General features: G+C 71.5%; 22 protein-coding genes and 1 riboswitch. Of the genes, 10 read left to right on the top strand and 12 right to left on the bottom strand.

Annotation, left to right across the window (positions count from 1 at the left end; all coding sequences use genetic code 11):
* Positions 1 to 66 precede the first annotated feature (66 nt).
* Entirely contained in the window at positions 67 to 459 is a 393-nt protein-coding gene (locus JOD64_RS32305) for an FKBP-type peptidyl-prolyl cis-trans isomerase (RefSeq protein WP_204945760.1), read from the top strand.
* An 89-nt stretch (positions 460 to 548) separates the two neighbouring features.
* Here JOD64_RS32305 and JOD64_RS32310 read toward each other — a convergent pair whose 3' ends face one another.
* The gene (locus tag JOD64_RS32310) at positions 549 to 935 is read right to left on the bottom strand and encodes an STAS domain-containing protein (protein WP_204945761.1); all 387 of its coding nucleotides are present in this window, start codon (positions 933 to 935) and stop codon (positions 549 to 551) included.
* Between the two features lie 274 nt (positions 936 to 1,209).
* On the opposite strand from JOD64_RS32310, the gene JOD64_RS32315 reads away from it, so the two are divergent.
* Positions 1,210 to 2,223, top strand: a complete 1,014-nt coding sequence (locus JOD64_RS32315) for an SMP-30/gluconolactonase/LRE family protein (protein ID WP_204945762.1) — start codon at positions 1,210 to 1,212, stop codon at positions 2,221 to 2,223.
* Positions 2,224 to 2,372: 149 nt separating this feature from the next.
* On the opposite strand, the gene JOD64_RS32320 is transcribed toward JOD64_RS32315, so the two are convergent.
* Positions 2,373 to 3,641, bottom strand: coding sequence for a L,D-transpeptidase (locus tag JOD64_RS32320; protein ID WP_204945763.1), 1,269 nt, complete (start codon positions 3,639 to 3,641; stop codon positions 2,373 to 2,375).
* Positions 3,642 to 4,341: 700 nt separating this feature from the next.
* On the opposite strand from JOD64_RS32320, the gene JOD64_RS32325 reads away from it, so the two are divergent.
* Positions 4,342 to 5,298 carry a sugar phosphate isomerase/epimerase family protein gene (locus JOD64_RS32325; RefSeq protein ID WP_204945764.1) on the top strand — a complete coding sequence of 319 codons (957 nt, stop codon included), beginning with the start codon at positions 4,342 to 4,344 and terminating at the stop codon, positions 5,296 to 5,298.
* A gap of 23 nt (positions 5,299 to 5,321) precedes the next feature.
* Entirely contained in the window at positions 5,322 to 7,421 is a 2,100-nt protein-coding gene (locus tag JOD64_RS32330) for a PQQ-dependent sugar dehydrogenase (RefSeq protein ID WP_204945765.1), read from the top strand.
* 84 nt (positions 7,422 to 7,505) lie between these two features.
* On the opposite strand, the gene JOD64_RS32335 is transcribed toward JOD64_RS32330, so the two are convergent.
* The 4 genes from JOD64_RS32335 to pdhA all read right to left on the bottom strand — a co-directional run bounded on the left by JOD64_RS32335 (position 7,506) and on the right by pdhA (position 13,008).
* Entirely contained in the window at positions 7,506 to 9,173 is a 1,668-nt protein-coding gene (locus JOD64_RS32335) for a right-handed parallel beta-helix repeat-containing protein (protein WP_204946364.1), read from the bottom strand.
* 237 nt (positions 9,174 to 9,410) lie between these two features.
* Entirely contained in the window at positions 9,411 to 10,832 is a 1,422-nt protein-coding gene (locus JOD64_RS32340) for a dihydrolipoamide acetyltransferase family protein (protein WP_204945766.1), read from the bottom strand.
* Positions 10,829 to 11,845 carry an alpha-ketoacid dehydrogenase subunit beta gene (locus JOD64_RS32345; RefSeq protein WP_204946365.1) on the bottom strand — a complete coding sequence of 339 codons (1,017 nt, stop codon included), beginning with the start codon at positions 11,843 to 11,845 and terminating at the stop codon, positions 10,829 to 10,831. The genes JOD64_RS32340 and JOD64_RS32345 overlap by 4 nt, the downstream gene beginning before the upstream one ends.
* Complete coding sequence (gene pdhA / locus JOD64_RS32350) at positions 11,842 to 13,008, bottom strand: pyruvate dehydrogenase (acetyl-transferring) E1 component subunit alpha (protein ID WP_372434220.1); 1,167 nt, start codon at positions 13,006 to 13,008, stop codon at positions 11,842 to 11,844. Before pdhA ends, JOD64_RS32345 begins: the two co-directional genes overlap by 4 nt.
* Positions 13,009 to 13,114: 106 nt before the next feature.
* On the opposite strand from pdhA, the gene JOD64_RS32355 reads away from it, so the two are divergent.
* Positions 13,115 to 13,621, top strand: a complete 507-nt coding sequence (locus JOD64_RS32355; RefSeq protein ID WP_204945768.1) for an Lrp/AsnC family transcriptional regulator — start codon at positions 13,115 to 13,117, stop codon at positions 13,619 to 13,621.
* Positions 13,622 to 13,631: 10 nt separating this feature from the next.
* Here the strand turns inward: JOD64_RS32355 and JOD64_RS32360 are convergent, their stop codons facing one another.
* From JOD64_RS32360 to JOD64_RS32380, 5 genes are all read right to left on the bottom strand, one after another.
* On the bottom strand, positions 13,632 to 14,603 hold the full coding sequence (locus JOD64_RS32360) for a DNA polymerase domain-containing protein (RefSeq protein WP_204945770.1): 972 nt from the start codon (positions 14,601 to 14,603) through the stop codon (positions 13,632 to 13,634).
* Between the two features lie 22 nt (positions 14,604 to 14,625).
* The gene (locus JOD64_RS32365; protein WP_204945771.1) at positions 14,626 to 14,952 is read right to left on the bottom strand and encodes a hypothetical protein; all 327 of its coding nucleotides are present in this window, start codon (positions 14,950 to 14,952) and stop codon (positions 14,626 to 14,628) included.
* Between the two features lie 150 nt (positions 14,953 to 15,102).
* Positions 15,103 to 16,407, bottom strand: coding sequence for an acyltransferase family protein (locus JOD64_RS32370; protein ID WP_204945773.1), 1,305 nt, complete (start codon positions 16,405 to 16,407; stop codon positions 15,103 to 15,105).
* 22 nt (positions 16,408 to 16,429) lie between these two features.
* Positions 16,430 to 17,404: an NAD-dependent epimerase/dehydratase family protein gene (locus tag JOD64_RS32375; protein ID WP_204945774.1), complete on the bottom strand. Its 975-nt coding sequence runs from the start codon at positions 17,402 to 17,404 to the stop codon at positions 16,430 to 16,432.
* 23 nt (positions 17,405 to 17,427) lie between these two features.
* On the bottom strand, positions 17,428 to 18,375 hold the full coding sequence (locus JOD64_RS32380) for a glycosyltransferase family 2 protein (protein WP_307813881.1): 948 nt from the start codon (positions 18,373 to 18,375) through the stop codon (positions 17,428 to 17,430).
* A gap of 138 nt (positions 18,376 to 18,513) precedes the next feature.
* Between JOD64_RS32380 and JOD64_RS32385 the strand changes: the two genes are divergently transcribed.
* From JOD64_RS32385 to JOD64_RS32400, 4 genes are all read left to right on the top strand, one after another.
* Positions 18,514 to 20,076, top strand: coding sequence for a glycosyltransferase family 39 protein (locus tag JOD64_RS32385; protein ID WP_204945778.1), 1,563 nt, complete (start codon positions 18,514 to 18,516; stop codon positions 20,074 to 20,076).
* Positions 20,077 to 20,119: 43 nt separating this feature from the next.
* Positions 20,120 to 20,851, top strand: a complete 732-nt coding sequence (locus tag JOD64_RS32390; protein ID WP_204945779.1) for a histidine phosphatase family protein — start codon at positions 20,120 to 20,122, stop codon at positions 20,849 to 20,851.
* Positions 20,835 to 21,704 carry an NAD(P)H-hydrate dehydratase gene (locus JOD64_RS32395; RefSeq protein ID WP_204945781.1) on the top strand — a complete coding sequence of 290 codons (870 nt, stop codon included), beginning with the start codon at positions 20,835 to 20,837 and terminating at the stop codon, positions 21,702 to 21,704. The genes JOD64_RS32390 and JOD64_RS32395 overlap by 17 nt, the downstream gene beginning before the upstream one ends.
* A gap of 81 nt (positions 21,705 to 21,785) precedes the next feature.
* A complete protein-coding gene (locus JOD64_RS32400; RefSeq protein ID WP_204945782.1) occupies positions 21,786 to 22,286 on the top strand; it encodes a hemerythrin domain-containing protein in 501 nt (166 codons plus the stop codon).
* Positions 22,287 to 22,341: 55 nt separating this feature from the next.
* Here JOD64_RS32400 and JOD64_RS32405 read toward each other — a convergent pair whose 3' ends face one another.
* The gene (locus tag JOD64_RS32405; protein ID WP_204945783.1) at positions 22,342 to 23,148 is read right to left on the bottom strand and encodes an SDR family NAD(P)-dependent oxidoreductase; all 807 of its coding nucleotides are present in this window, start codon (positions 23,146 to 23,148) and stop codon (positions 22,342 to 22,344) included.
* A 147-nt stretch (positions 23,149 to 23,295) separates the two neighbouring features.
* Positions 23,296 to 23,385, top strand: a riboswitch (ZMP/ZTP riboswitch).
* 19 nt (positions 23,386 to 23,404) lie between these two features.
* On the opposite strand from JOD64_RS32405, the gene JOD64_RS32410 reads away from it, so the two are divergent.
* Positions 23,405 to 24,841 carry a glycine hydroxymethyltransferase gene (locus JOD64_RS32410; protein WP_204945785.1) on the top strand — a complete coding sequence of 479 codons (1,437 nt, stop codon included), beginning with the start codon at positions 23,405 to 23,407 and terminating at the stop codon, positions 24,839 to 24,841.
* Positions 24,842 to 24,884 lie beyond the last annotated feature (43 nt).

A 24,884-nucleotide genomic window follows, 5' to 3' on the forward strand; every position in this document is an offset into this window, starting at 1 on the left:
GTGAGGGGTGATCCGGCAGGATCGACGGTGACCGGACACATCACCCAACACGGCAGGAGACCCCGCATGAACCAGGCAGCAGGCGCCCGATCGGGCAAGCCCGAGGTGGGTCCGATCGAGGGTGCACCGCCGGCCGAGCTCGTGGTCGAGGACCTCACCGTGGGCGAGGGCCCGCAGGCCGAGCCGGGCCAGCTGGCCAGCGTGCACTACGTCGGCGTGTCGCACTCCACCGGCGCCGAGTTCGACTCGTCCTGGAACCGAGGCGAGGCGTTCGAGTTCCCGCTCGGCGGCGGTCAGGTCATCGCCGGCTGGGACCAGGGTGTCGTCGGCATGCGTGTCGGCGGCCGTCGCCGCCTCACCATCCCGCCGCACCTGGGCTATGGCGACCGCGGCGCGGCCGGCGTCATCAAGCCGGGCGAGACGCTGGTCTTCGTCGTCGACCTGCTCGGCGTGCGCTGACCGACTCTCGGGGGGTCGTCGGCCCACGCCGGCGACCCCACCGCAGGCTCGGGCCGGATCAGGCGGCCAACTGCGGGTGTGCGGGCCGGTCAGGCGGCCAACTGCAGGTGTGCGGTCGAGGCCACCGGGCGACGCGCGGCCTCGACCACCCGGGCCAGCTCCAGAATCGACATCACCCGGTGCAGACCGGTGGCACGCAGCACCCGCGCCACCACCGGGCTCGGGTCGACCAGGACGAGCTCGCCGCCGCGGGCCCGGACGCGCAGATGCGCGGCGAGCAACGTGCGGACGCCGGCGGCGGAGAGCAGTCGCAGCTCGGACAGCTCCAGCTGGAGCACCCGGCGGGCCGGCGCGGACCACAACGCGGACCGGAACGCGGCCACCGTGGCGATGTCGACCTCGCCGGCCACCCGCATGAGGACCACCTGGTCCCCCACGCTGACCTGCACATCGAGCCGGTCGCTCTGCTCTCCCATGCCCAGAAATCTAGCCGCCACCACCGACAGTTTCGCCCCTCGACGGAGTGATTCCGGGTACGCCCAGGGTCATACCCCGAGGCACCCCTCATCCCCCTCGGGGTGGAGACCAGGGGCGGCGGCCTCGGCGACCACCGAACGCCTGCCCGGGCGGTGAACCACTCCAGGTCAGCGGAACATCCCGACCGCACCGACACGGTCTTGTTCACGCGCTCGGCACGCCGCCGGAGCGACGATTCGGGAGTGGCCGGCACCGGCGGTGGAGAATAGGCCGATGCTGATCCCTCGGCCCCGACCACCCCGGCTGATCCGCCCCGTCCGCGAGCCGGCGACCGTTCCGCCCGCGCTGGCCGGGGCGTGGGCTCCCGACGACTGCCGGCTCGACCACGCCGAGTTGCTGCCGCTCCCCGACGGTGCTGTCGGCCCGGAGGACGTGCTGGTCGACGGCGCCGGCCGGGTCATCAGCGGCGACGAGGACGGGCGGCTCTGGTGGTGGCCGGTGGACGCGCCGGCCGGCACCCGACCACGGCTGCTGGGCGAGACCGGGGGCCGGCCGCTCGGCATCGAGTTGGACCCGTCCGGTGCTCTCATCGTGTGCGACGCGTACCGCGGGTTGCTGCGGGTCACACCCGACGGCGCGGTACGCGAACTGACCGGGACGGCGCCACCGGTGCACCTGGCCAACAACGCGACGGTGGGCCGTGACGGCACCATCTACTTCACCGACAGCTCCGACCGGTTTCCGGTCTCGCACTGGAAGCGGGACCTGCTGGAGCACCGCCCCAATGGGCGCGTCCTGGCCCACCATCCGGGCAGCGGCCGCACCGAGGTGGTCGCCGACGGGCTCTACTTCCCCAACGGGATCGCGCTGACCCCGGACGAGTCGGCGCTGATGCTGGTGGAGACCAGCACCCACCGCCTGCTCCGCGTCGAGCTGAGTGGCGGTGTCCGGGTTCTCGCGGACCTGCCCGCGTACCCGGACAATCTCGCCGCGGTGGGTGACGGGACGTACTGGATCGCGCTGCCCAGCCCACGGGTGCCGATCGCCGAGCGGCTGCTGCCGCACCCGCGGCTGCGCCAGGTCGCCGCGTTGCTGCCGGACGCGATGCAGCCGCAGCCACGCCGCTACGGGCTGGTCGCGCTGGTCGACGGCACAGGCGCGGTCCGCCGTACGCTACACGGCCCGACCGGGCACTACTGCATGATCACCGGGGTACGCCAGCACGGCGATCAGCTCTGGCTGGGCAGCCTGATCGGGCCCGGGGTGGCCCGCGTACCCCTGGACTGAACTGCCCGGTGCCACGGGCGGCCGAACCGGTCGCTGGCAGCTCAGCAGGGCGGCGCTCGGCGTGTCGGGTCGCCCAGCTGCCAGCGATCGGTTCGGTGGCAGCCAGGAGCCGGCCCGCCGCGGTGGCGGGCCGGCTCCGAGGGCCAGACTCAGCGGCCGCTGACCGAGGGTGCCGGGGCGGGTGACCCCCCGGCGACCGCGCCCGGGTGCGCCGGGCTGACCGGCGCGGGTTTGAGCCCGGGCGGCACCGGCAGGGCGCTACCCCGGACGAACTCGTCCCAGCTCACGTTCCACGCGGTCCAGCCGTTGCCCGGCTGCAGCTCCACCTCGGTGCCCTTGACGGTGATCAGGTCACCGACCTGGGTCACCCCCATCAACCAGTTGGCCGCGGTGGCGGAGACGTTCGCGCAGCCGTGCGAGACGTTGGTGTTGCCCTGGTCGCCCTCGGACCATGGGGCGGAGTGGATGAACTCGCCACCCCAGGTGTAGCGCTGCGCGTCGTCGACGTCGACCACGTAACCACCGTCCGGCTCACCCCGGGTGTCGAAGGTGACCCGCTCATGCTTCTCCATGATCACCATCTTGCCGCTGGAACTCGGCGTGCTCGCCTTGCCCAGGCTGACCGGGATCCGGCGGATCTGCTTGCCGTCCCGCAGCACCGTCATCTGCTTGGTGGCGTTGTCGATTTCCAGCGAGACCTGACGTCCGATCTTGGAGGTCGCGGTCCGCTCGGCGTCGCCGATCCGATCCTTACCGATCGGCAGACCCTCCAGGCCGGCCCGGACGCTGATCGTGGTCCCCGGCTTCCAGAAGTCGGGCGCCCGGTAATAGACCTGACTGCCGTCCTCAAGCCACGACCAGGCGCCCGGCTGCGGCGGATTCGTCTTTACGAACAACCGTCGCTGGACATCCGCTCTGGCCTCTTTCGGAATTCCCGGGTCGAACGCGACGGTTACCGGCATCGCCGTGCCGTACGTCCGATTGCCGACGAAATACAGGGTGCTGGTGATCTGTGGTTTGGTCGATTTCGCCATCGTGGTGAACGTGGTGGTGCGAGTGGTGGTGGCGCCCGAATCACCGGTCGCGGTCACCTCCGCGGTGTACGTCCGGCGCGGTTGCAGCGGCGCGCTCGGCACCCAACCCGAGCCGTCCTCGCGCGGCTCGGCGTTGACCTGCTTGCCCTTGTCGTCGGTGAGGCGTACTCCGGTAACCCGTCCGCCCTTGACCACGGTGCCCACCTCGGCGCTGACCGGGACGTCCCGGGCCTTGTCCCCCGGCGTCACGGCGAGCTCCGGGGCGGCGACGTGTTTCTTGGCCGACCCGGTCGCCGACTCCCGGTCGGCGGTGCACCCACCCAGGACGAGTGGTGCGGCTGCGATGGTTACCGCCAACAGCGTCAATCGCCGCCTAGACGTCATGTTCAGTCCCCCCGTTTTCGGCTTCCCTCTGCCACATCCTCGCCTCTTCACCGGGGGCGTCCACGGCATTCGGAAATAATTGGCGGCGCATTTACCCACGCAATTTCCCACAATGTTCCAGTTGGCAGAACAGGCGTTCAAGCGGCCCCTCTCACGTCCTCTGCTCCACTTCGGCGGGCCCGACACCGGCTGTCCGGATATCGGGCGGTGCCGCCTGCCGCCTGCCGCCGAAGCCGAGCAACGGGGGCACGCGTCCGGGTCGCCACCGACGGAGATCGGGCCCGGCCAAGCGGCCTGGCGAGTGGCACCTGCGCCGTGCCACCGGGCCGGGCGGCAACGGGCGGCGGCCGAGGTGACGCACGCCGGGGACGGAAGTAGTAGGCAACGACCGGTGGCGCACGCCGGAGGCGGACTTTCGTCGGCTGGAGCAAAACTTCTGCTACACGCAACGAAGCTTTGCCTTCGTCCGGGGGCAAGGGTAGGGTCACGATCCAGATAGAGGGTTGCCCATTCGTCGATCAGTTGCCGCCACCCTGCCGGGTCGCCGCGTTCCGCTCCCGATGGGGCCGGGCCGCACCCGCACGCCGTCCCCTCACCGTCCAGCCGAAGCCCGTCTCCGGCCGGCTCGGCGTGCCCGGGCGGCGGCAGCCAGATCGACTGCCGCCGACGGCGTGCCTGCCGTCAGGAAGGGACCACCACCATGGATCAACAGATCAACCCACCGGAGCTGGCACTGACGTCCGAGCCGGTCAGCCGGCGTGGCGTGCTGCGTGCCGCTACCGTTTCGGCCGCCGCCGTCGGCGCCGCCGGCCTGCTCGCCAGCCCGGCCACCGCAGCGCCCGTCGCGCAGTCCCAGGGCCGGCGCCGGGTGCCGGTCGACCGGATCAGCATCCAGCTCTACACGCTGCGCGATCAGCTCGCCGCCGACCTGCCCGGCACCCTGGACGCGCTGCGCCGGATCGGCTACCGGCGAGTGGAGCACGCCGGTTTCGTCGGACGTACCGCCGCCCAGTTCCGGGCCGCGCTCGACGAGGCCGGCCTGCGCTCCACCTCCGGGCACACCGGCATCCCACAGCCCTTCGACGACGCCACCTGGGAGCGCGCCCTCGCCGACGCGAACATCCTGGGCAGCAAGAAGATCGTCCACCCGTACTTCGGTCGAGACGCGAACGGCCAGGCGATCCGGGACCCCGCTGTCTACCGCGCCCTGGCCCGGGACCTGAACCGCGCCGGTCGGCTCGCCGAACGCGCAGGGCTCGACTTCGGTTACCACAACCACCAGCTCGAGTTCGTGCCGCTGACCGGCGGCTCGACCGGGTTCGACATCCTCACCACGCAGACCGACCCCCGGCTCGTCCACTTCGAGCTCGACCTCTACTGGACCTGGCGGGGCGCGCACGACCCGATCGACGTGATCCGGGCCAACCGCGGCCGGATCCGCCAGGTGCACGTCAAGGACCTCGACGTCGAGGGTGGTTTCGCCGACCTCGGCGACGGCGTCATCGACTTCGGCCGGATCTTCGCCCACGAGCGGGAAGCCGGCATCGAGGAGTACATCGTGGAGCGCGACGACGCGGGCACCTCGCCACGCTCCCCCGCCGACGCCCTGGACACCGCCCGGGTCGGCTTCGACTTTCTCGCTTCACTCCGGTACTGAAAACCACCTCGGGGGACGACCTGATGAACAGGACCGCATTCGTGTCCGCCCTGCTGCTGGTGACGGCCGGCCTGGCCGTACCACCGTCGGCGGCGGCTGCGGCGCCGGCCGCGCCGCCGGACAGCAGCTTCCAGAAAGTCACACTGAACGACTTCCCGGGCGAGCCGATGAGCCTCGCCGTCCTGCCCGACCTGCGGGTGCTGCACACCTCCCGCACCGGCGAGGTCCGCATCCACGACCCGCGCACCGGGCTGAACACCCTCGCCGCCGACATCCCGGTGTACGAGCACGACGAGGAAGGGCTCCAGGGGGTCGCCATCGACCCGAACTTCGCCCAGAACAAGTGGGTCTACCTCTACTACTCGCCGCCCATGGACACGCCGGTGGACGACCCGGCGACCCCCGGCGTCAACGAGGGGGACGCGCCGGAGACCGGCACCGAGGCGGACTGGCAGCGGTTCAAGGGCGCGCTGCGGCTGTCCCGGTTCAAGCTGGACGGGATGAAGCTCAACCTCGCCAGCGAGCAGCAGATCATCGACGTGCCGACCGACCGGGGCATCTGCTGCCACGTCGGCGGCCAGATCGACTTCGACAGCTTGGGCAACCTGTACCTGTCGACCGGTGACGACACCAACCCGTTCGCCTCCGACGGCTACATCCCGATCGACGAGCGGGCCGACCGCCACCCGGCGTTCGACGCCCAGCGCTCGGCGGCCAACACCAACGACCTGCGCGGCAAGCTGCTGCGCATCAAGGTGAAAGCCGGTGGCGGTTACACGGTGCCGGCCGGCAACCTGTTCAAGCCGGGCACGGCGCAGACCCGTCCGGAGATCTACGCGATGGGGCTGCGCAACGCGTTCCGGTTCGCCGTCGACAGGCGTACCGACAACGTGTACGTGGGCGACTACTCCCCGGACGCCTCCAACCCGAACCCGGAGCGCGGGCCGGCCGGGCACGGCCGGTGGATGCTCGTCGACAAGCCGGCGAACTACGGCTGGCCGTACTGCGTGACGCCGACGATCGCCTACCGCGACTACGACTTCGCCACCGGCGAGTCCGGCGCCAAGTTCAACTGCAAGCGCCCGGTCAACGACTCACCGCACAACACCGGCAAGCGCGTGCTGCCGCCGGTCGAGCAGCCGCAGGTCTGGTACGCGGCCGCCCCTTCGGCCGAGTTCCCGCAGCTGGGCACCGGCGGCATCTCTCCGATGGGCGGCCCGGCGTACGACTACGACGGGACCAGCACGTCGCGTACCCGCTGGCCGGCCTACTACGACGGGGTGCCGCTGTTCTACGAGTGGTCCCGCGACTACATCAAGGAGTTCCGCCTCGACGAAGACGGCGACGTGACGGACATCCGTCCGGTGGCGCCGTCGCTGGTGGTGGACAACCCCATGGACATGGAGTTCGGCCCGGACGGCGCGCTCTACGTGCTGGAGTACGGCGACGGCTACTTCGCCGAGAACCCGGACGCCCAGCTGTCCCGGATCGACTTCGTCCGGGGCAACCGGACGCCGATCCCGAAGATCAGCGGCACGCCGACCGTTGGGCAGGCCCCGCTGACCGTCGCGTTCTCCAGCGCCGGCACCACCGACCCGGACGGTGACAAGCTCAGCTACGCGTGGGACTTCAACGCGGACGGTTCGGTGGACAGCACCGCTCCGAACGCGACCTGGACGTTCCCGGAGAACGGCTCGTACACGCCGACGCTGAAGGTGACCGACCGCACCGGACGGTCCGCCTCGGCATCCCTGCCGCTGGTGGTCGGGCCGACCGCGCCGGTCGTCGAGTTCGTCGCCCCGGTGGCTGGGCAGCCGTTCCAGTTCGGGCAGACCGTCGCGTACGAGGTGAAGGTCACCGACGACCTGCCGGTGGACTGCTCCCGGGTGAAGGTCACCTACGTGCTCGGGCACGACGAGCACGGGCACCCGCTCTCCACCTCGACGGGTTGCTCCGGGACCATTCCCACCTTCCTGGACGGTGGGCACAGCGGCGCGGACAACCTGACCGCGGTCTTCGTCGCTGAGTACACCGACGCCCCGACCGAGCCGGGCGTGCCGCCGCAGTCCGCCTCGGCCACGGTCGTGCTGGACCCGACCCCGGTGGCCGGCCTGGCCGGCTGACCAACTCACGATGACAGCGGCGGCGGCCGGATCACTCCGGTCGCCGCCGCTCGTCGTCGCGCCCGCCGCGGGTGGCGCCGCCGCTCAGCTCCAGTCGCTGTCGACGTGGTTGTCACGCCAGCGTCCGCCCACCGGCGGGGTGTCCAGCCGCATCCCGTCGTCGGCGTTGCCGGCGAGGTCGTTGTCCTCGACCCGGCAGTCCACGCAACTGCCACGCTCGGTGATCCACAGCCCGTGTGTCTGGCTCTGTTCGTCGTGGCTGTCCCAGATCCGGTTACCGCGGATGGTGGCCGAGTCGAACGGCGCGTCGATGGTGATACCGGCCCGCCGCTGTGGTGCGTCGGACAGTTGGTATCCGCATCCCGGTGGCGGGACGTCCCCACTCCACGCGCTGAACGCGTCCGGGCGGACCGGGGCGAGGGTGAGTTCGTCGCCGGTGTTCGAGGCCACCACGGCGACGGCTCGCCCGACCCGTAGGACCTTGCCCCGGTGCCCGTCGTGCGGCCAGTTGGCCGACCGGTCCACCAGGCACCGCTCCCCGTAGCGGACGGCATCGCCGGTGCCACCGGCGCCCTCGGCGCACTGCCGCCCGTTGTTACGGATCCGGTTGTTGAGCAGCACCGCGTCGGTCATCTGGTGGTCGATCCGGACCGCGTCGAGCCCGTTGCCCCAGAAATCGTTGCTCTCGATCACGATGTCGCGGATCGAGCCCTGGTAGCCGCGCCCGAGGTCGAGCGCGTGATAGCCGTGCCGACCGTTGCCGCTGATCCGGTTGCCCCGGACCGTGTACGGGCCGGGGCTGTTGCCGATTCTGACGCCGTCGCGCATGTTGCCGTCGATGACGCAGTCGGTGAGCAGCCCACCCCGGCCGGCCACGGACGAGGTGCCCTGCGCCGACACGTCGAAGCCGGTCTCGAGGTTGCTGGTCATCGTGCAGGCGGAGACGATCAGCCCGTCGGCGCCCCAGTCGGAGATGCCGAACCGGTTGCCCTGGCTGTGGCAACCGACGATGCGGTAGCCGCGCGGGGGTTGCCAGTAGTCCTTCTGCAGCTCCAGGAAGATCCCGTTGGTGCCGTTGGCCAGCGCGGTGCAGTTGGCGATGGTCAGCCGCTCCTCGGAGCCCCAGCCGCCGATGCCGACCCCGATGCCGGCTCCGCCCATCTGCTCGCCGTTGTCGAGTCGGCCACAGCCGACCACCACCACCCCGTCGATCAGCGAGTCCTGCAGGAAGTCGCAGCCCAGCCCGGTGGCCGCGGTGTGGTGGATGTAGAGATTGCGGAACACGCCCCGCACCACGTATTGGAGGCCGAGCCCCTTGGCCAGGTAGTTGTACTCGGCCATCGCCACACCGGAGCCGTCGATCTGGAAGTCGGAGAAGGTGCAGTCGGCGATGTGCCGGTCCCGGTCGGCACCGTGCTGCACGGTCGTCCAGAAGGCCAACGGGGTCGGGTCGGCCCGGTTGCCCTCGTTGCTGAGCATGAACCGGGTCGCCGCCGGGCCGGCTCCGACCAGTGACACGCCGCTGCGCCACACCGTGCCGGCGTCGCGGATCGAGTAGATGCCCGGCGGGCAGTAGATGACCCGAGCCCGCCCGTCCGAGGCGTAGCCGGTGCCGAGCCGGTCCACGAGGGCGGCCAGCGCCGGCTGATCGTTGGTCGCGCCGTCGCCGGTCAGCCCGTACTCCAGGGCGTCGCAGTAGAGCGGCGCGCCGGCCGAGGCGGGCCGTCGCACCCGGACCGAGTTGAGCAGCATCTCGTTCGCCACAGCCACAGGCCGGCTCCCTTCGACGCGTTCGGTGCGCTTCGGCGGGGCCGACTTCCCGATGACGCCGCCGGGAAACCCCCGGCCCGATGACGCCGCCGGGAAACCCCCGGCCTGATGACGCCGCCGGGAAACCCCGGCCCGACGGCGGTGGCCGCCGGGTCGGGGCAGCGCGGCGTGCGCCGGCCCCGGCGCCGCACGGGCGACGCCGGGGCCGGGGGTACGCCGTCAGACGGCGGCGATCAGCAGCGCTGGGCGCTCCACGCAGTCGGCGACGTGCCGCAGGAAGCCACCGGCCACCCCACCGTCGCAGACCCGATGGTCGAAGGTGAGGCTGAGCTGGGTCACCTTGCGAACGGCGAGCTGCCCGTCGACCACCCACGGCTTGTCCACGATCCGTCCGACCCCGAGCAGAGCCGCCTCGGGGTGGTTGATGATCGGCGTGGAGCCGTCCACGCCGAACACCCCGTAGTTGTTGAGCGTGAACGTGCCGCCGGTCAGCCGGGCCGGCGGCAGGCTGCCCGCCCGCGCGGCGGCGGTGGTCGCCGCCAGTTCGGCGGCCAACTCGGCGGTGGTGAGCCGTTGGGCGTCGCGCAGCACCGGCACGAGCAGACCCCGGTCGGTCTGCGCGGCAATACCGAGGTGCACCCCGGCGGACTGGACGATCTGCTGCGCCTCGGTGTCGACCCGGGCGTTGAGCTGCGGGAACCGGCGCAGCCCGCTGAGGCAGATCCGGGCCAGCAGGGCCAGGATGCTCACGGGTGCGTCGGGCGTCGCCGCGTTGATCGCGGCCCGGGTCTCCAACAGGCCGGTGGCGTCCACGTCGACCCAGATGGTTACCTCCGGGATCTCCCGCCGGCTGCGGGAGAGCTTGTCGGCGATCGCCTTGCGGACACCGGTGAGCGGGATGATCACATCGCCGTCCGTGGACGGGGCCGGTCCGGCCTGCGGGTCCGGCACGGCGGCGAGCCGCGCGGCGGGCACAGTCAGCACCGCTTCCACATCGGCGCGGCGGATCACCCCACCCGGCCCGGTGCCCCGCACCGTGCCCAGGTCGACGCCGCGCTCCCGGGCCAGCCGCCGCACGATCGGCGAGATGACCAGGGCGGTCGGCGGCCGCGCCGGGTCGCTGGTCGCGGCGCCCCCGCCGGGTGCGCCGCCGGCAACCGCGCCGCCGCCAGCACTCGGGCCTGACGCACCAGTCGGGCCGGCGTCGGTCGGACCGGACGCACCGGTCGGACCGGCGTCGGTCGGTTCGGGGGCCAGCACAAGACGGGGGCGGCGGCGACGCCGGCTGGTGTTGCCGTGCCCGGTGCCGTACCCGATCAGGACGTTGCCGGAGCCGGCCCGCTCCTCCTCGCGGTAGGTGGCGTGCCCGGCGGGCTCGTCACCACCGTCCAGCGGCGCGATGGTGATCAACGGCTGGCCGACCGGGCGTACCTCACCGGCCGCGCCGTGCAGGGTCACAACCCGGCCGGCGTACGGGCAGGGCACGTCGACGACCGCCTTGGCGGTCTCCACCTCGACCACGCTCTGGTCGACCGTGACCACGTCGCCCACCGCGACCCGCCACTCGACGATCTCGGCCTCGCTCAGCCCCTCACCCAGGTCGGGCAGGAGGAAGACCTGCTTCCGTTCGACGGTGGTCATGCCGCGCTGCCCTGCGCCGCCCAGCGCGGGTCCGGCTGGTCGTCCCACTGCAACCGGGCCACCGCGTCGAGGACCCGGTCCACGCCGGGCAGGTGGGTGTGCTCCAGCATCGGCGCCGGGTACGGGATGTCCAGCCCGGCGACCCGCAGCACCGGCGCGTGCAGCGCGTGGAAGCACCGCTCCTGCACCCGGGCCGCGATCTCCGCGCCGACCCCCGCGAAGCCCTGCGCCTCCTGGATCACCACACACCGGCCGGTACGCCGGACCGAGGCGACGATGGTCTCGTCGTCGAACGGCACGATGGTGCGGACGTCGACGACCTCCAGGTCCCAGCCCTCCTCGCGGGCGGCCTCGGCGGCCTCCAGCGCGACCGGCACCGCCGGCCCGTACGCCACCAGGGTGGCGTCACGTCCCGGGCGGCGCACGACGGCCCGTCCGAACGGCTCGGTCCGCGTCGGCAGGGCCGCCTCGGCGCTGCCGAAGTAGAGCTTCTTGGGCTCCATGAAGACCACCGGGTCGGGGTCGTCGATCGCCTCGCGCAGCAGTGAGTACGCGTCCTCGACGGTCGCCGGGGTGACCACCTTCAACCCGGGGGTGTGCGCGTAGTACGCCTCGGACGAGTCGCAGTGGTGCTCGACCCCGCCGATCCCACCGGCGTACGGCACCCGGATGACGATGGGCACGCTGAGCTTGCCCCGGGTGCGGTTGCGCAGCTTCGCCACGTGCGAGGCGATCTGCTCGAACGCCGGGTACGCGAACGCGTCGAACTGCATCTCGACCACCGGTCGCAGGCCGGACATGGCCAGACCGACGGCGAAGCCGACGATGCCGGCCTCGGCGAGGGGGGTGTCGAAGCAGCGGTCTTCGCCGAACCGGGCCTGCAGGCCGTCGGTGATCCGGAAGACGCCGCCGAGCGCGCCGACGTCCTCTCCGAAGACGACGACCCGGTCGTCGGCGGCGAGGGCATCGGCCAGCGCGGCGTTGAGCGCCTTGGCCATGGTGGTGGCCATCAGGCGTCACCCTCCTCGTCGCGGGCGGCGGCCAGCTCGGCGCGGACCTGCTCGCGTTGTTCGATCAGTTGCGGGGTGGGCTGGGCGTAGACGTGGTCGAAGAGGCTCAGCGGGTCGACGGTGGGCTGGTCGTTCATCCGCGTCCGCAGGTCCGCCGCGTACGCCTCGGCCTGCTCGGCGACCTCGGCGACGGCCGCGTCGTCGAGTGCCCCGCGGGCCCGCAGGTAGGTCTCCAACCGGGCGATCGGGTCCCGGTCACGCCAGGCGTCGACCTCGGCGCCGTCGCGATAGCGAGTGGCGTCGTCGGCGTTGGTGTGCGGCTCCATCCGGTAGGTGTGTGCCTCGACCAGGAACGGCCCCTTGCCGGCCCGGGCGTGCTCGACCGCGCGGGTGAGCACGGCGAGCACCGCCACCGGGTCGTTGCCGTCGACCTGCTCGCTGGGCACGCCGTAGCCGACGCCCTTGTACGCCAGCGACGGCGCGGCGGTCTGCCGCGACAGCGGGACGCTGATGGCGTAGCGGTTGTTCTGCACGAAGTAGACCACCGGCGCCTTGAACACGGCGGCGAAGTTGATCCCCTCGTGGAAGTCGCCCTCGCTGGTCGCGCCGTCGCCGATGAAGGCCAGGGCCACGGTGTCGCGCCCCTGGTACGCCTCGCCGTGCGCCAGCCCTGCGGCGTGCACGCACTGGGTGGCGAGCGGGGTGCACTGCGGTGCCGTCCGTACCTCGGTCGGGTCGTAGCCGCAGTGCCAGTCGCCGCGCAGCAGGGTGAGCACCTCGACCGGATCGATGCCCCGGGCAACCAGAGCCATCGATTCACGGTAGGTGGGGAAGACCCAGTCGGTGTCACGGACCGCGAGCACCGCGCCGACCTGGCACGCCTCCTGGCCCCGCGAGGACGGGTAGACGGCCAGGCGGCCCTGCTTGGTCAGGGCGGTCGCCTGGGTGTCGAATCGGCGGCCGAGCACCATCCGGCGGTACAGCTCGCGCAGCACCTCGACGGGTGGCTCGGGGTAGTCGGTACGGGCGGGCAGCGGGGTGCCGCTCTTGTCGAGCAGGCGGACCGGCTCGGCGTCCGGCAGCAGCGGGCGCGCCGGGTCGGGCGGGGTGGCCGCCCGACGGGTGCGCGGGGATGCCCTGCGGACCGCCTGGGGAGTGGTCGTCACGGCGGAACCTCCTGGGACGTGTGGTGAGCCTATGCTTCCGCTTGTCGGATGATTGACTCAAGATCCACGCGGAAGGCGGGACGATTGGTATGCGGAGGATTCGTCTGTGAGCCAGGAGACCGCCGACGAAGCGGGCCGGGCAGCGGGATCGGGACGATCGGCCCGAGCTCTCGACGAGGTGGACCGGCGGATCCTCGACGAGCTGGTCCGTGACGGTCGAACGTCGGTACGCACCCTCGCCGAGCGGATCCACATTTCCCGCACCAACGCGTACGCGCGGGTGGAGCGGCTGGTGCGCGACGGGGTGATCACCGGCTTCCATGCCCACGTGGCGCCCGAGGCGGCCGGGCTGGGCACCTCGGCGTACATGGCGTTGACGATCGAACAGAACACCTGGCGGGAGGTGTCGGCCGAGCTGGCCCGAGTCCGTTACGTCGAGCACGTCGCGTTGCTCAGCGGCGAACACGACGTGCTGGCCCTGGTCCGCGCCCCGGACAACGCCGCGCTGCGCGACGTGGTGCTGGACCGGGTGCAGCGCATCGCCGGGGTGCTGTCGACGCGTTCGTGGCTCGTCTTCGAGGAGTTCGGCGGGACGCAGAGCCCCTGGCGGTAGGCCTGGCCGGTCACCGTTCGGGCGGGGCTTCCAGCCCGTCCCGGTCGGCCAACTCCAGCAGCGGCTCCAGCGAGTGCCGGTCACCGTCCAGGCCGGCGTGCGGGTCGCCGCGCTCGGCGAAGCGGGCCGGCACGGACAGCACGTCGAAGTCCTCCGGTCGGGCGTCGTCCAGCTCCGCCCACTCCAGTGGCGTCGACACCAGGGCTCTGGGCGTGGGCCGGATCGAGTACGCCGACGCCATCGTGTGGTCCCGTGACATCTGGTTGTAGTCGACGAAGACCGGCCGGTCCCGCTGGTCGCGCCACCAGGTGGTGGTGACCAGCTCCGGCAGCCGGCGCTGCATCTCCCGGCCCAGTGCGAGCACCGCCCGACGGCAGTCGCCGAAGCTCCACCGCGGCTCGATCGACAGGTAGATGTGCAGGCCCCGCCCGCCGGTGGTCTTCGGGTAGCCGGTCAGGCCCAGCTCGGCGAGGAACGCCCGCACCTCGCGGGCGACCGGCACCACCTGCTCGAAACCGACGCCGGGCATCGGGTCGAGGTCGATGCGCAGCTGGTCGGGTCGTTCCACGTCGGCGGCGGTGACCGGCCACGGGTGGAAACGAAGGGTGCCCAGGTTCGCCGCCCAGATCACCACGGCCAACTCACTCGGTGCGACCTCGTCGGCGGTACGACCGCTGGGGAAGGTGATGTGCGCGGTGCGCACCCACTCGGGCGCGCCCGCCGGCAGTCGCTTCTGATAGAACGCGTCGCCCCGGTTGGTCTGCCGGGTGGCGATCGTCGCACCTTCGAAGACACCCCGCGGCCAGCGTTCCAGCATCGTCGGCCGGTCCCGCAGCGCGCGCAGGATGCCGTCACCCACCGCCAGGAAGTAGCGGACCACGTCCAGCTTGGTCAGCCCACGCTCCGGGAAGTACGGCTTGTCGGGGCTGGAGACGCGGACCAGCCGCTCCCCCACCTGGATCTCCTCTGCCGCCGTCGCCATGCCCCTGAGGGTACGACGCCGGTCAGCTGACCAGCAGGACGCCGAGCAGGATCAGCGGCAGCCCGACGAAGAGAAAGATGCCGACACCGGTGAGCACTCGCCCGCCGCCGGCCGCCTCGAGTTCCGGCCCGCTCCCGAACACGGCACGGGCCTCCATCGTGCCGATCCGGCTCAGCGTGAGGTCACCGGTCACGCCGAGCAGCGCGCCCACCACCATCAGGCCCATTCCCAGACGGACGGTGTACGCGCCGCCGCCGAGCCAGACCCAGACCCCGGCCGCGAGCGCGGCGACCGCCACGGCGATGACCAGCAGCAGCAGCGCTTCCCGCAGACCTCGAACGACTGTCATCGTGGCTGCACCCCTTGTCTAGGGGCCCCTGGCCGCCCTTGACGGACATTGTCGCCCATCGAGGTGTCGCGTCGCTGTCCCGAAACGGACCACGTCCACGCAGTCGCCCTCCGCCAGGAAGTGGCGGAGGGCGACCAGCGTGGTTGACCGCTACCGGCCGGAGACCAGCGTGGCGGGCTGCTGCGGCAACTCCTGCGTCGGGCCACCGACCTGCGCCGGCGGTGTCCCGGGTGGCTCCTCGGCCACCGCGCTCTGCTGCTCGGCCGGCACCCGCTGCGACGACCGGCGGGCCACGAAGCCCGGCGTCCAGTCCTTCAACCGCAGCGCCGGCCGCTCGACCAGCTTCCAGGAGAGGAACGCGGCGGCGAAGGCGACCGCGACCGACATCGCCGCGAACGGCACGTACCCCCAGCGGCTCCAGCCCAGGCTCGTCATCACCTGCTGGAAGACGAAGCCGTAGATGTAGATGCCGTACGAGTAGTCGTTCTTGCGACCCACCCAGTGCAGCTGCCGCGGCATCCGCACCGACAGCCAGACCAGCAGGTACGCGAACGCGGGCAGCCCGATGGCGAAGAAGCCACCGAAGAGCAGCGACAACCCGAGCGCCACCGCCGAGCCGATGCCCAGCGCGTCGTTGATCGGCACCCGCTCCCGGTAGAGGTCCATCGTCGCCCCGGCGGCGAAGAGGAAGCCCAGGTAGACGATGTAGTAGAAGGTCATCCCGCCGACCAGGGGCGAGGTGAAGCTCCAACTAGCCGTCGACGCCGGGCCGCTGAAGTGCCCGGAGGTCACCCAGTCGTGCAGGATGCTCAGGTAGAGCGCGACGGTCAGGAACAGCACGAACCGGCGGGCGTTGCGCAGCACCGCGGTCACCGCCAGCACGCCCACCACGACGTAGCAGAACATCTCGTACTTCAGCGACCACAGCGCGCCGTTGAAGACGCTGTAGTTGACCTTCTCACCCCACGGGGTGGTCTCCGTGAACAGGTCCCGGACGCCGTACTGACGGACGCCGGTCCACCAGTTGGCCTGCAGGTAGGCCAGCGGGCCGCCCTGGTCCCAGGGGTTGTCGAAGAAGCCGGCGATGGTGCCGTGCTCGCGCAGCGCGACCAGCGGGGCGATCACCAGCGCGCTGACCAGCAGACAGACCCAGAGACCGGGGAAGATGCGCAGGGCCCGGTGCCAGGCGTAGCGGATCAGACCGGTACGCCGGGCGCTGCGGGTGATCAGCAGACCGGAGAGCACGAAGAATCCGTAGACGGCCATGGTGCCGACGTTGGTCTGCCGACCGGTCAGGTAATAGCCGAGGTCGTGAGCACCGAAGCCGAGGGGCTTGGAGTGCGAGAGCACGACGCCGACGGCGAGCAGGAGCCGGATGAGCCCGATGCCGTTGCTGCGGCCGGAGAGCAGGTCGGCAAGCGTGCCACGGGAGCGGACGAGGGCGGGGGTAGTCATGCGGTCAGGAACCTCTCGACCATCAGGCGGGCACCTCGGCGCCGGCGTGCTCCCACAGCTGCTTCATCTCGGTGTGCAGATCATCGCTCGGGGACCAGCCGAGCACCTCGGCGGCCAGCCCGACGTCGAGGCGCTGCCACTTGGTCTCGGCGGGGCCGGTGTCCTCGGCCTCGACGAGGTCGGTCGGCACCTCACTCACGTCGATGAGGAGCCGGACCATATCACGCGCACTGGACGCCACCCCTCGACCGATGTTGATCACGCGGCCGGCGGCGTCGGGCCGGGTCGCGGCCAGCAGCACGGCGGCGACCACGTCGCTGATGCCGATGAAATCGCGTCGGGAACCGAGCGGTGCCAGCTCCAGCCGTGCCCGCCCACCGGACCGCTGGGCCTCGCGCAGGCGGCCCGCGACCACCCCGAGCAGGCTGTGCCCGGGCTGGCCGGCGCCGATGACGTTGCCGACCCGCAGCGTGACGCCCTCGATCCGGCCCTGCCGGTGCGCCTCCGTGATCGCCGCGGTGCAGCGCAGCTTGAACTCGCCGTACGGCATCACCGGCGCGGGGGTCATCTGCTCGGTCATCGAGGTGTCGACCGGGACCAGCCCGTACTCGTGCACACTGCCGATCTGGACCACCCGGGCCCGCCGCGGCAGTCGACCCACGGCCTCCGTGAGTCGCTCGACCAGGGTGACGTTGACCGCGAGCATCTGCGCCTCGCTCAGCCCCCACATGCCGCCCGCCGCGTTGATCACCACGTCCGGGTCGAGGTCACGCAGCACCGCGGTGATCTCGTCGACGTCGGCGGCGGCCAGGTCCAGTGCGCGGACCACCACGCCCGAGCCGATGGTCTTCGGGCTGCGCGCGACGGCGACCACGGCGTGGCCCTGGTCGGCCAGCGCGCGGCAGATGGGACGGCCGAGGAAGCCCGTGCCGCCGAGCACCACCACCCGCAGTGCCTGTCCTGCGTCCTCCGTCGGGCGTCGTGGCGTGACCGTCATGGCGTCTCCCTGGCTGTCGTCGTTCATCGGCCCGGCCCGAACGCGTGCCGGGACAGGCTGCGTACGCCGGCCATCTTGCCCGAGAGGACCGCCGTCGGCAGCATGGTGATGGCGTGCAGCCGCGACGAGGTGTAGCGACGGGCCGCCCGGGCCGCCCGGGGCCAGCCCTGCTCGTCCATCCGGCGGGCGACATCGATGAAGAACGCCCGCGCCTCGGTGAACCGGGAGCCGTTGACCGCGTCGGCGGCGGACTTGCTGACCGCGTGCCGCCGGTACTGGAAGCAGAGGGTGTTGTCGACCGCCATCTGCTCCCCGCGCTGGATCAGGTCGATCACCAGAGCCAGGTCCTGGATGACCTGGAACTCTTCGCGGAAGTCGACGGCCTTGAGCGCGTCCGTCCGCCAACAGATCGACGGGAAGTAGAACCAGCAGCCGCGCAGCAGGCTGGCCGCCAGGTCCTCACCTCCCATCAACTCGCGAGAGTCGATCCGGGGGGCGTAGAGCCGCCGCTTGGCCTCGTCGACGATCGTGTTGACCACCGTGCCGTCCGCGTCGATGACCTCGACCCCCGGCTGGACCATCCCGACGCCCGGGTACTGCTCGATCACCGATCGCACTGTGGCGACGTAGTTGGGGTGCATGATGTCGTCCGTGCCCATCATCACCATGTACTCGTGCTCGGCGAGACCGACACACTTGCGGTAGTTGACGGTGATCCCAAGATTGCGCTCGTTGCGCTGGTAGCGGACCCGCTCGTCGTCGATGCCGGCGAACCACTCGGGCACCCCCGGCTCGGTGCCGTCGTCGACCACGGTGAGGCGCCAACCAGGGTCACTCTGCGCCATCACGCTGCGTACTGCCGCCTGCATGAGGGGCACGCTTCCGTAGTACGGCAGCATTATGTCGACAATCATGGGGTCGGCAGGCCCTAACTGTGCGTAGTGGAGAAGTTCGACAGGCGCGGGCCACATTATCAGGCTCGCCTCTGCGATCGACCATCGCCGAACCGGTCGGGTGTTCACTCCATCGCGCCGATGACTGTCCGACGCCGCTCTCGGCGGGCGCTATCATCGTCGCGCCCGTACCCCCCGCCCCCGGATCGGACGCCAATGTCAGACCGCGCCGTCGCCACAGACGCGCATCCCGCGCAGATCGACGGGGGGAGTTCGCCCCGGCCCGTCACCGGGCCGAGACGTCAGCTGGTCTCCCTGGCCCACCGGCTGGCGCTCAGCGTCTGGTTCTGGCCGACGGCGTTCGCCGCGCTCGTCGTCGTGTGGCGCCTCGGCAGCCCGGAGATGTGGCACGACGAGCTGGTCACCGTCGACGTGGCGACCCGCTCCACCGGGCAGATCCGGGGCATGCTGGCGAACGTCGACGCCGTGCACGGGGCCTACTACCTGTTCATGCACGGCTGGACGACGCTGTTCGGCACCGGCCCCGCCGCGATGCGACTGCCGTCGGCGCTGGCCATGACCCTGGCCACCGCCTGCGTGGCGCTGGCGGCCCGGCGGCTCTTCGACCACCGGACCGGCGTCGCCGCCGGGTTCGTCTTCGCCCTGGTGCCCACGGTCGCCCGCTTCGGCCAGGAATCCCGCTCGTACGCCTTCGTCGTCCTCGCCGCGGCGGCGGCCACCCTGCTCCTGCTCCGCGCGCTGGAGCGGCCGGTGTGGGGACGCTGGGTGGTGTACGCGCTCGCGGTGGCCGGTATGGGCCTGGTGAACGTGGTGGCGCTGACCCTGCTGCTCGGGCACGGGACGGCCGTTCTGATTCACTGCTGGCGGGAGCGTCGCTGGGGGTCGGTGGCCTGGTTCGCGCTCGCCGCCGCCGGTGGGGTGGCGATCGCCGCTCCGGTGATCCTGCGGGGCATGAGGCAGGCCGGGCGGCAGGTCAGCTGGATCCCGGACAGCGCGCCCTGGAGGGTCTGGGAGCAGGCGTACGGCTCGACGCTGCTCGCCTTCGCGGTGACCGCGCTGGCCGCGGTGGGTGTGCTGACCCACCTGCGCCGCGACGTCGCCGCCCGGTCGGTGAGCGCGGCGCTGGTCGCCGTGCTGCCGTTGCCGGTGATCCTGGTGGCCTCGACCGGCGACATCAACTACTTCTTCTCCAAGTACCTGCTGTTCCTGCTGCCGGCCTGGGCCGTGCTTGCCGGCGCGGGGATCGCCGTGCTGCGCCGCCCCCCGCTGGTGGCGGTGGCACTCGTGGTCGTCGCCGCCCTGTCCGTGCCCGGTCAGCTCGCACTGCGCGGGGAGTACTCGCACGGCTGGTACACCTATCCGCAGGCACGGGCGTTCAAGCCGCTGTCCTACTCCGGGGCGGCACGGATCATCGAGGCCGGCTACCAGCCTGGTGACGGCCTCGCCGTGGGCGGCCCGTGGTGGTGGATGGCCGAGCCGGGGGTGCGGTACTACCTCCCGGCGAACATCTCTCCGCGCAACGTCTTCCAGAAGCGGTCGGCGGCCCAGCGCGACGAGCTGTACGGCGTGAGCTGCGCCGACCCGGCGGCCTGCCTGCGGGACGAGCCACGGATCTGGCTCCTGCAGGCGGCGATCGTCGACACGCCGATGACCGGGCTGTCGAAGAAGGAAGCCGCCGCGCTCACGGCGCGCTACCAGGTGGTTCGGGTGACCCACACCACCGGGATGACCGTCGCCCTGCTGCAACGGCGCGGCTGAGCGGGTGCGGTTACCGCCGCCGGTGCCCGGGTAGGGGATCGGCATGGCGGAACTGGCGACGCTCTGGATCATTCGGCACGGTGAGAGCACCGCGAACGTGGCGGCGACGCAGGCCGAGGCGTCCGGCGAGGAGCTGATCGGGCTCAGTCACCGCGACGCCGACGTCCCGCTCTCCCCCACCGGTGAGGAGCAGGCCCGGGCCACCGGTCGATGGCTGACCGGGCTGCCCCCCGGCCACCGGCCGGACGTGGCGGTGGTGTCGCCGTACCTGCGGGCGGTCTCCACCGCCGAGTTGGCGCTGCACGGCACCGGGGTGCCGGTGAGCCGGGACGAGCGGCTACGCGACCGGGAGCTGGGCATCCTCGACGGCTTGACCGGGCACGGGGTGCGCCGCCGTTATCCCGACGAGGCCGAACGCCGGGCCCGGCTCGGCAAGTTCTACTACCGGCCGCCGGGTGGGGAGTCCTGGACCGATGTGGCGCTGCGGTTGCGCACGCTCCTCGGCGACCTGCGCCGCGACCACGAGGGCCGGCGGGTTCTGCTCTTCGGCCACGACGCGCTGGTCTTTCTGCTGCGCTACCTGGTGGAGGGCTTGACCGAGGCGGACCTGATGGCGTTGACCCGCGAGCACGTCATCGCCAACTGCTCCATCACCGACTGGTCGGCCGACGAGCAGGGCCGACTGACGCTTGGCGGATTCAACGAGGTCGGCCACCTGCACCGGCAGGGCGCCCAACCGACCAGGGAGGATGAGATCCATGCCGAGCCGGTCTGAGGTGAAGGTGATCACGCCGGGGCTGCTGCGGGACTGGGCGCTGCCGGTGCCGGCCGGCGGCAAGGAGAGCCGCGGCACCGTGCTGGTCGTTGGCGGCTCCCGCTTCACCCCCGGCGCGGTGCTCCTCGCCGGGGTAGCCGCGCTGCGCGCCGGGGCCGGCGTGCTCCAGCTCGCCGCCGCCGAGTCCACCGCCGCCACGCTGAGCATCGAGGTGCCCGAGGCGCTTGTGGTCGGTTTGCCGGAGACCCCCGACGGCGCGGTCGCCGCCGACCGGAACGGCCAGCTCGGCGAGCTGGTCGCGCAGGCCGACGTGGTGGCCCTCGGCCCCGGGCTGAAGGCGATCGACGAGACCAGCCAGCTGCTGAGCCTGGTCCTGGACGCGGCCCGGCCGCAGACGTCACTGGTGCTCGACGCGTACGCCCTCGGTGCGCTCAGCCACGCACCGGACCTGCTGGTCGGCTCGGGTCGGCCCGTGGTGCTCACCCCGAACGTCACCGAGGCCGAACACCTGCTCGGGCGGGACCCGGGCGAGGACCTGGACGCCGAGGCGGCCGAGCTGGCCACCCGGTACGAGGCCGTCGTCTCGCTCTACGGACACGTGGCCGCTCCGGACGGGCGTGGTTGGCGCGAGGAGAGCGGCGACGCCGGGCTGGGCACGTCCGGCAGCGGGGACGTGCTCGCCGGGTTGCTGGCGGGGCTGCTGTCCCGGGGCGCGGACCCGGCGCAGGCCGCCTGCTGGGGCTCGTTCGCGCACGCGGTGAGCGGTCAGCGGCTGATCCCCCGGTACGGGCGGATCGGCTTCCTCGCCCGGGAGCTGCTCGACGAGATCCCCGGAACGCTGTCGATGGTCTGATCACCCGATATCCGCTGTTTCCCCATTTGACCCGCTGGGTACCGGAATTCACACCAGACGAGATCCAGGGAGGTCATACCCGTGTCGACCGATGCCATCGTCCTGCTCAAAGAGGACCACAAGGAGATGCGCCGCCTGTTCAAGGCCTTCCAGGATGCCGAGGAGGGGCCGGCGAGCCAGCGGCAGAAGCTGGTGAACCAGATCCTCGAGGCCCTCACCGTGCACACCTACCTCGAGAACGAGGTGATGTATCCGGAGGTCCGCCGCCTGCTGCCCGACCTGGAGGACGACATCCTCGAGTCGTACGAGGAGCACCACGTCGCCGACGTGCTCTGCGCCGAGCTGGCCAGCATGGACGCCACCGACGAGCGCTTCAACGCCAAGACGACGGTGCTGATCGAGAACGTGACCCACCACGTCGAGGAGGAAGAGGAGGAGTGGTTCCCCAAGGTCCGCGACGCCCTGGGTCGCAAGCAGTTGCAGGAGATCGGCGAGAGGATGATCGCGCTGCGGGCGGACGCCCCGCGCACCCCCACCGCGCCGAAGGCGATCAAGAAGGCGATGGACGCGGTGACCGCCTGATTCGTACATCGAAGGGCCCGGCACGATGCCGGGCCCTTCGTCGTGCACCGGGGGGTCAGTCGCCCGAACCCGGCTCGGCCATGTGCCGGTGCTGCTCGGCCTTGAGCTTGTCCGGGATGATCTTGCCGGCAGCGGTCTGCACCTTGTTCATCAGCGAACCCGCGGTGACCGTCTGATCACCCTTCATCAGCGCCTCGAAGCCCTGCGCGGCGACCTTCGCCGGGTCGTCCTTGGAGCCCGAGCCGACCCGGGTGTCCTCCATGTCGGCCCGATCGAAGAACTCCGTGTCGGTCGGCCCGGGCATCAGCGAGGTCACCGTGACACCGGTGTCCTTCAATTCGTTGCGCAGCGCCTCCGCGAAGGACTGCACGAACGACTTCGAGGCGTTGTACACCGCCTGGAACGGCCCCGGCATGGTCGAGGCGATCGACGAGGTGAACAGCACCCGGCCCGCGCCCCGCTCGACCATGCCGGGCAGCAACCGCTTCGCCAGGTGCACCGTCGAACGGACGTTGAGGTCGACGATCTCCAACTCGTCGCGCAGGTCGGTGCCACCGACGAAGGCGCCGCCAGCGCCCCGGCCGGCGTTGAGCGCCAGGGCGTCCACCGGGCGCCCGGTGGCGGCGATCGTGGACGCCAACTCCTCCACGCCCTGCTCACGGGCCAGGTCGACACGGACGGGCTGGATCTCCGGGCCTCCGTCGCGGCGCAGCTTCTCGGCCGCCAACGAAATGCCGTCGTCTTCGGCGACCACGATGAGGTCGAAACCGTGCTCGGCGAACTGCACGGCCAACTCGTACCCGATTCCGCTGGACGCTCCGGTCACCACGGCGAGCGGCCGGTCGGTGGACGGTGTGGTCATGATGGGTGACTCCTCTCGTGCGGGGTGGCGGTCGTACCGGCAGCGGTAACCGCTCTCTACCGTGTGCCCCGACGTCGGCCGCCCAACCCTTCCGACGCGCGGCGTGCGGAGGTCGCCCGGGGCTGCCCCGGTCGGCCCGGTAGGATCGCACCGGGCCGTTACTGGCGCGTGGGGATGGACAACCATCGGGGAGCGGCCCCGTCACGAGGACGTTTGCCGAGCGCCTGGGCCTTCCCGCACGTCTGTTGGAGGTCGTATGTCGCGCAATGCCGAGTCCACCGCGTTCCGGAGTGCCCTTGAGGTGATCCGCGCTGTCGAGCCGCGGGTGGCCGATGCCATCGGCGCGGAGCTGACCGACCAGCGGGAGTCGCTCAAGCTCATCGCCAGTGAGAACTACGCCTCCCCGGCGACCCTGCTGGCCATGGGCAACTGGTTCAGTGACAAGTACGCCGAGGGCACCGTCGGCCGCCGCTTCTACGCCGGCTGCCAGAACGTCGACACGGTCGAGGCGCTCGCCGCCGAGCACGCCCGGGAGCTGTTCGGCGCCGCGCACGCGTACGTGCAGCCGCACTCGGGCATCGACGCCAACCTGGTCGCGTTCTGGGCCGTGCTGGCCGACCGGGTGGAGTCCCCCGCGCTGAAGAAGGCGCAGGTCCGGCAGGTCAACGATCTCACCGAGGCCGACTGGTTCGCCCTGCGCCGGGAGCTGGGCAACCAGCGGATGCTCGGCATGTCGCTGGACGCCGGCGGCCACCTCACCCACGGTTTCCGGCCGAACATCTCCGGCAAGATGTTCGACCAGCGCAGCTACGGCACCGACCCGGTGACCGGCCTGATCGACTACGACCGGGTGGCCGAGGCGGCCCGCGAGTTCAAGCCGCTGATCCTGGTCGGCGGTTACTCGGCGTACCCGCGGAAGGTGAACTTCCGGATCCTGCGGGAGATCGCCGACTCCGTCGGCGCCACCTTCATGGTCGACATGGCGCACTTCGCCGGCCTGGTGGCGGGCAAGGTGTTCACCGGCGACTTCGACCCGGTGCCGCACGCGCACATCGTCACCACGACCACCCACAAGTCGTTGCGCGGCCCGCGCGGCGGCATGGTGCTCTGCCAGCCGGAGCTGGCCGACCAGGTGGACCGGGGCTGCCCGATGGTGCTCGGTGGTCCGCTGCCGCACGTGATGGCCGCCAAGGCGGTCGCCCTCGCGGAGGCCCGCCGCCCCGACTTCGCCGACTACGCCCAGCGGATCGTGGACAACTCGCAGGCCCTCGCCGAGGGGCTGCTGCGCCGGGGCGCGAAGCTGGTCACCGGCGGCACCGACAACCACCTGGTGCTGATCGACGTGTCCGGTTACGGGCTCACCGGCCGGCAGGCCGAGCAGGCGCTGCTCGACTCGGGCATCGTCACCAACCGCAACTCGGTCCCGCAGGACCCGAACGGGGCCTGGTACACGTCCGGGATCCGGATCGGCACGCCGGCACTGACCACCCGCGGCCTGGGCACCGCCGAGATGGACCAGACCGCGGAGCTGATCCACACCGTGCTGACCCAGACGACCGCTGGCGCGAACGCCGACGGCACCGCCTCGAAGGCCAAGTACAACCTCGACCCCGACCTGGCCGACAAGATCGCCCGGCAGGCCACCGATCTGTTGGCCCCTCACCCGCTCTACCCGGCCATCGATCTGGCCTGACAGCTCGTACGGACGGATCGCGGACGCCGGAATCACTGGGCGT

Origin of the sequence: Micromonospora luteifusca, assembly GCF_016907275.1 — a bacterium.
In the GTDB taxonomy this organism is placed as follows: Bacteria; Actinomycetota; Actinomycetes; order Mycobacteriales; family Micromonosporaceae; genus Micromonospora; species Micromonospora luteifusca.

What these genes read in the sequence shown, in the direction of transcription:
- JOD64_RS32310 (WP_204945761.1), bottom strand. Translation starts at nt 935, where the DNA reads ATGGGAGAGCAGAGCGACCGGCTCGATGTGCAGGTCAGCGTGGGGGAC.
- JOD64_RS32305 (WP_204945760.1), top strand. Translation starts at nt 67, where the DNA reads ATGAACCAGGCAGCAGGCGCCCGATCGGGCAAGCCCGAGGTGGGTCCG.
- JOD64_RS32320 (WP_204945763.1), bottom strand. Translation starts at nt 3,641, where the DNA reads ATGACGTCTAGGCGGCGATTGACGCTGTTGGCGGTAACCATCGCAGCC.
- JOD64_RS32405 (WP_204945783.1), bottom strand. Translation starts at nt 23,148, where the DNA reads ATGACCACACCGTCCACCGACCGGCCGCTCGCCGTGGTGACCGGAGCG.
- JOD64_RS32340 (WP_204945766.1), bottom strand. Translation starts at nt 10,832, where the DNA reads ATGACCACCGTCGAACGGAAGCAGGTCTTCCTCCTGCCCGACCTGGGT.
- JOD64_RS32360 (WP_204945770.1), bottom strand. Translation starts at nt 14,603, where the DNA reads ATGGCGACGGCGGCAGAGGAGATCCAGGTGGGGGAGCGGCTGGTCCGC.
- JOD64_RS32325 (WP_204945764.1), top strand. Translation starts at nt 4,342, where the DNA reads ATGGATCAACAGATCAACCCACCGGAGCTGGCACTGACGTCCGAGCCG.
- JOD64_RS32335 (WP_204946364.1), bottom strand. Translation starts at nt 9,173, where the DNA reads ATGCTGCTCAACTCGGTCCGGGTGCGACGGCCCGCCTCGGCCGGCGCG.
- JOD64_RS32410 (WP_204945785.1), top strand. Translation starts at nt 23,405, where the DNA reads ATGTCGCGCAATGCCGAGTCCACCGCGTTCCGGAGTGCCCTTGAGGTG.
- JOD64_RS32330 (WP_204945765.1), top strand. Translation starts at nt 5,322, where the DNA reads ATGAACAGGACCGCATTCGTGTCCGCCCTGCTGCTGGTGACGGCCGGC.
- JOD64_RS32390 (WP_204945779.1), top strand. Translation starts at nt 20,120, where the DNA reads ATGGCGGAACTGGCGACGCTCTGGATCATTCGGCACGGTGAGAGCACC.
- JOD64_RS32385 (WP_204945778.1), top strand. Translation starts at nt 18,514, where the DNA reads ATGTCAGACCGCGCCGTCGCCACAGACGCGCATCCCGCGCAGATCGAC.
- JOD64_RS32395 (WP_204945781.1), top strand. Translation starts at nt 20,835, where the DNA reads ATGCCGAGCCGGTCTGAGGTGAAGGTGATCACGCCGGGGCTGCTGCGG.
- JOD64_RS32375 (WP_204945774.1), bottom strand. Translation starts at nt 17,404, where the DNA reads ATGACGGTCACGCCACGACGCCCGACGGAGGACGCAGGACAGGCACTG.
- JOD64_RS32315 (WP_204945762.1), top strand. Translation starts at nt 1,210, where the DNA reads ATGCTGATCCCTCGGCCCCGACCACCCCGGCTGATCCGCCCCGTCCGC.
- JOD64_RS32380 (WP_307813881.1), bottom strand. Translation starts at nt 18,375, where the DNA reads ATGTGGCCCGCGCCTGTCGAACTTCTCCACTACGCACAGTTAGGGCCT.
- JOD64_RS32370 (WP_204945773.1), bottom strand. Translation starts at nt 16,407, where the DNA reads ATGACTACCCCCGCCCTCGTCCGCTCCCGTGGCACGCTTGCCGACCTG.
- JOD64_RS32365 (WP_204945771.1), bottom strand. Translation starts at nt 14,952, where the DNA reads ATGACAGTCGTTCGAGGTCTGCGGGAAGCGCTGCTGCTGCTGGTCATC.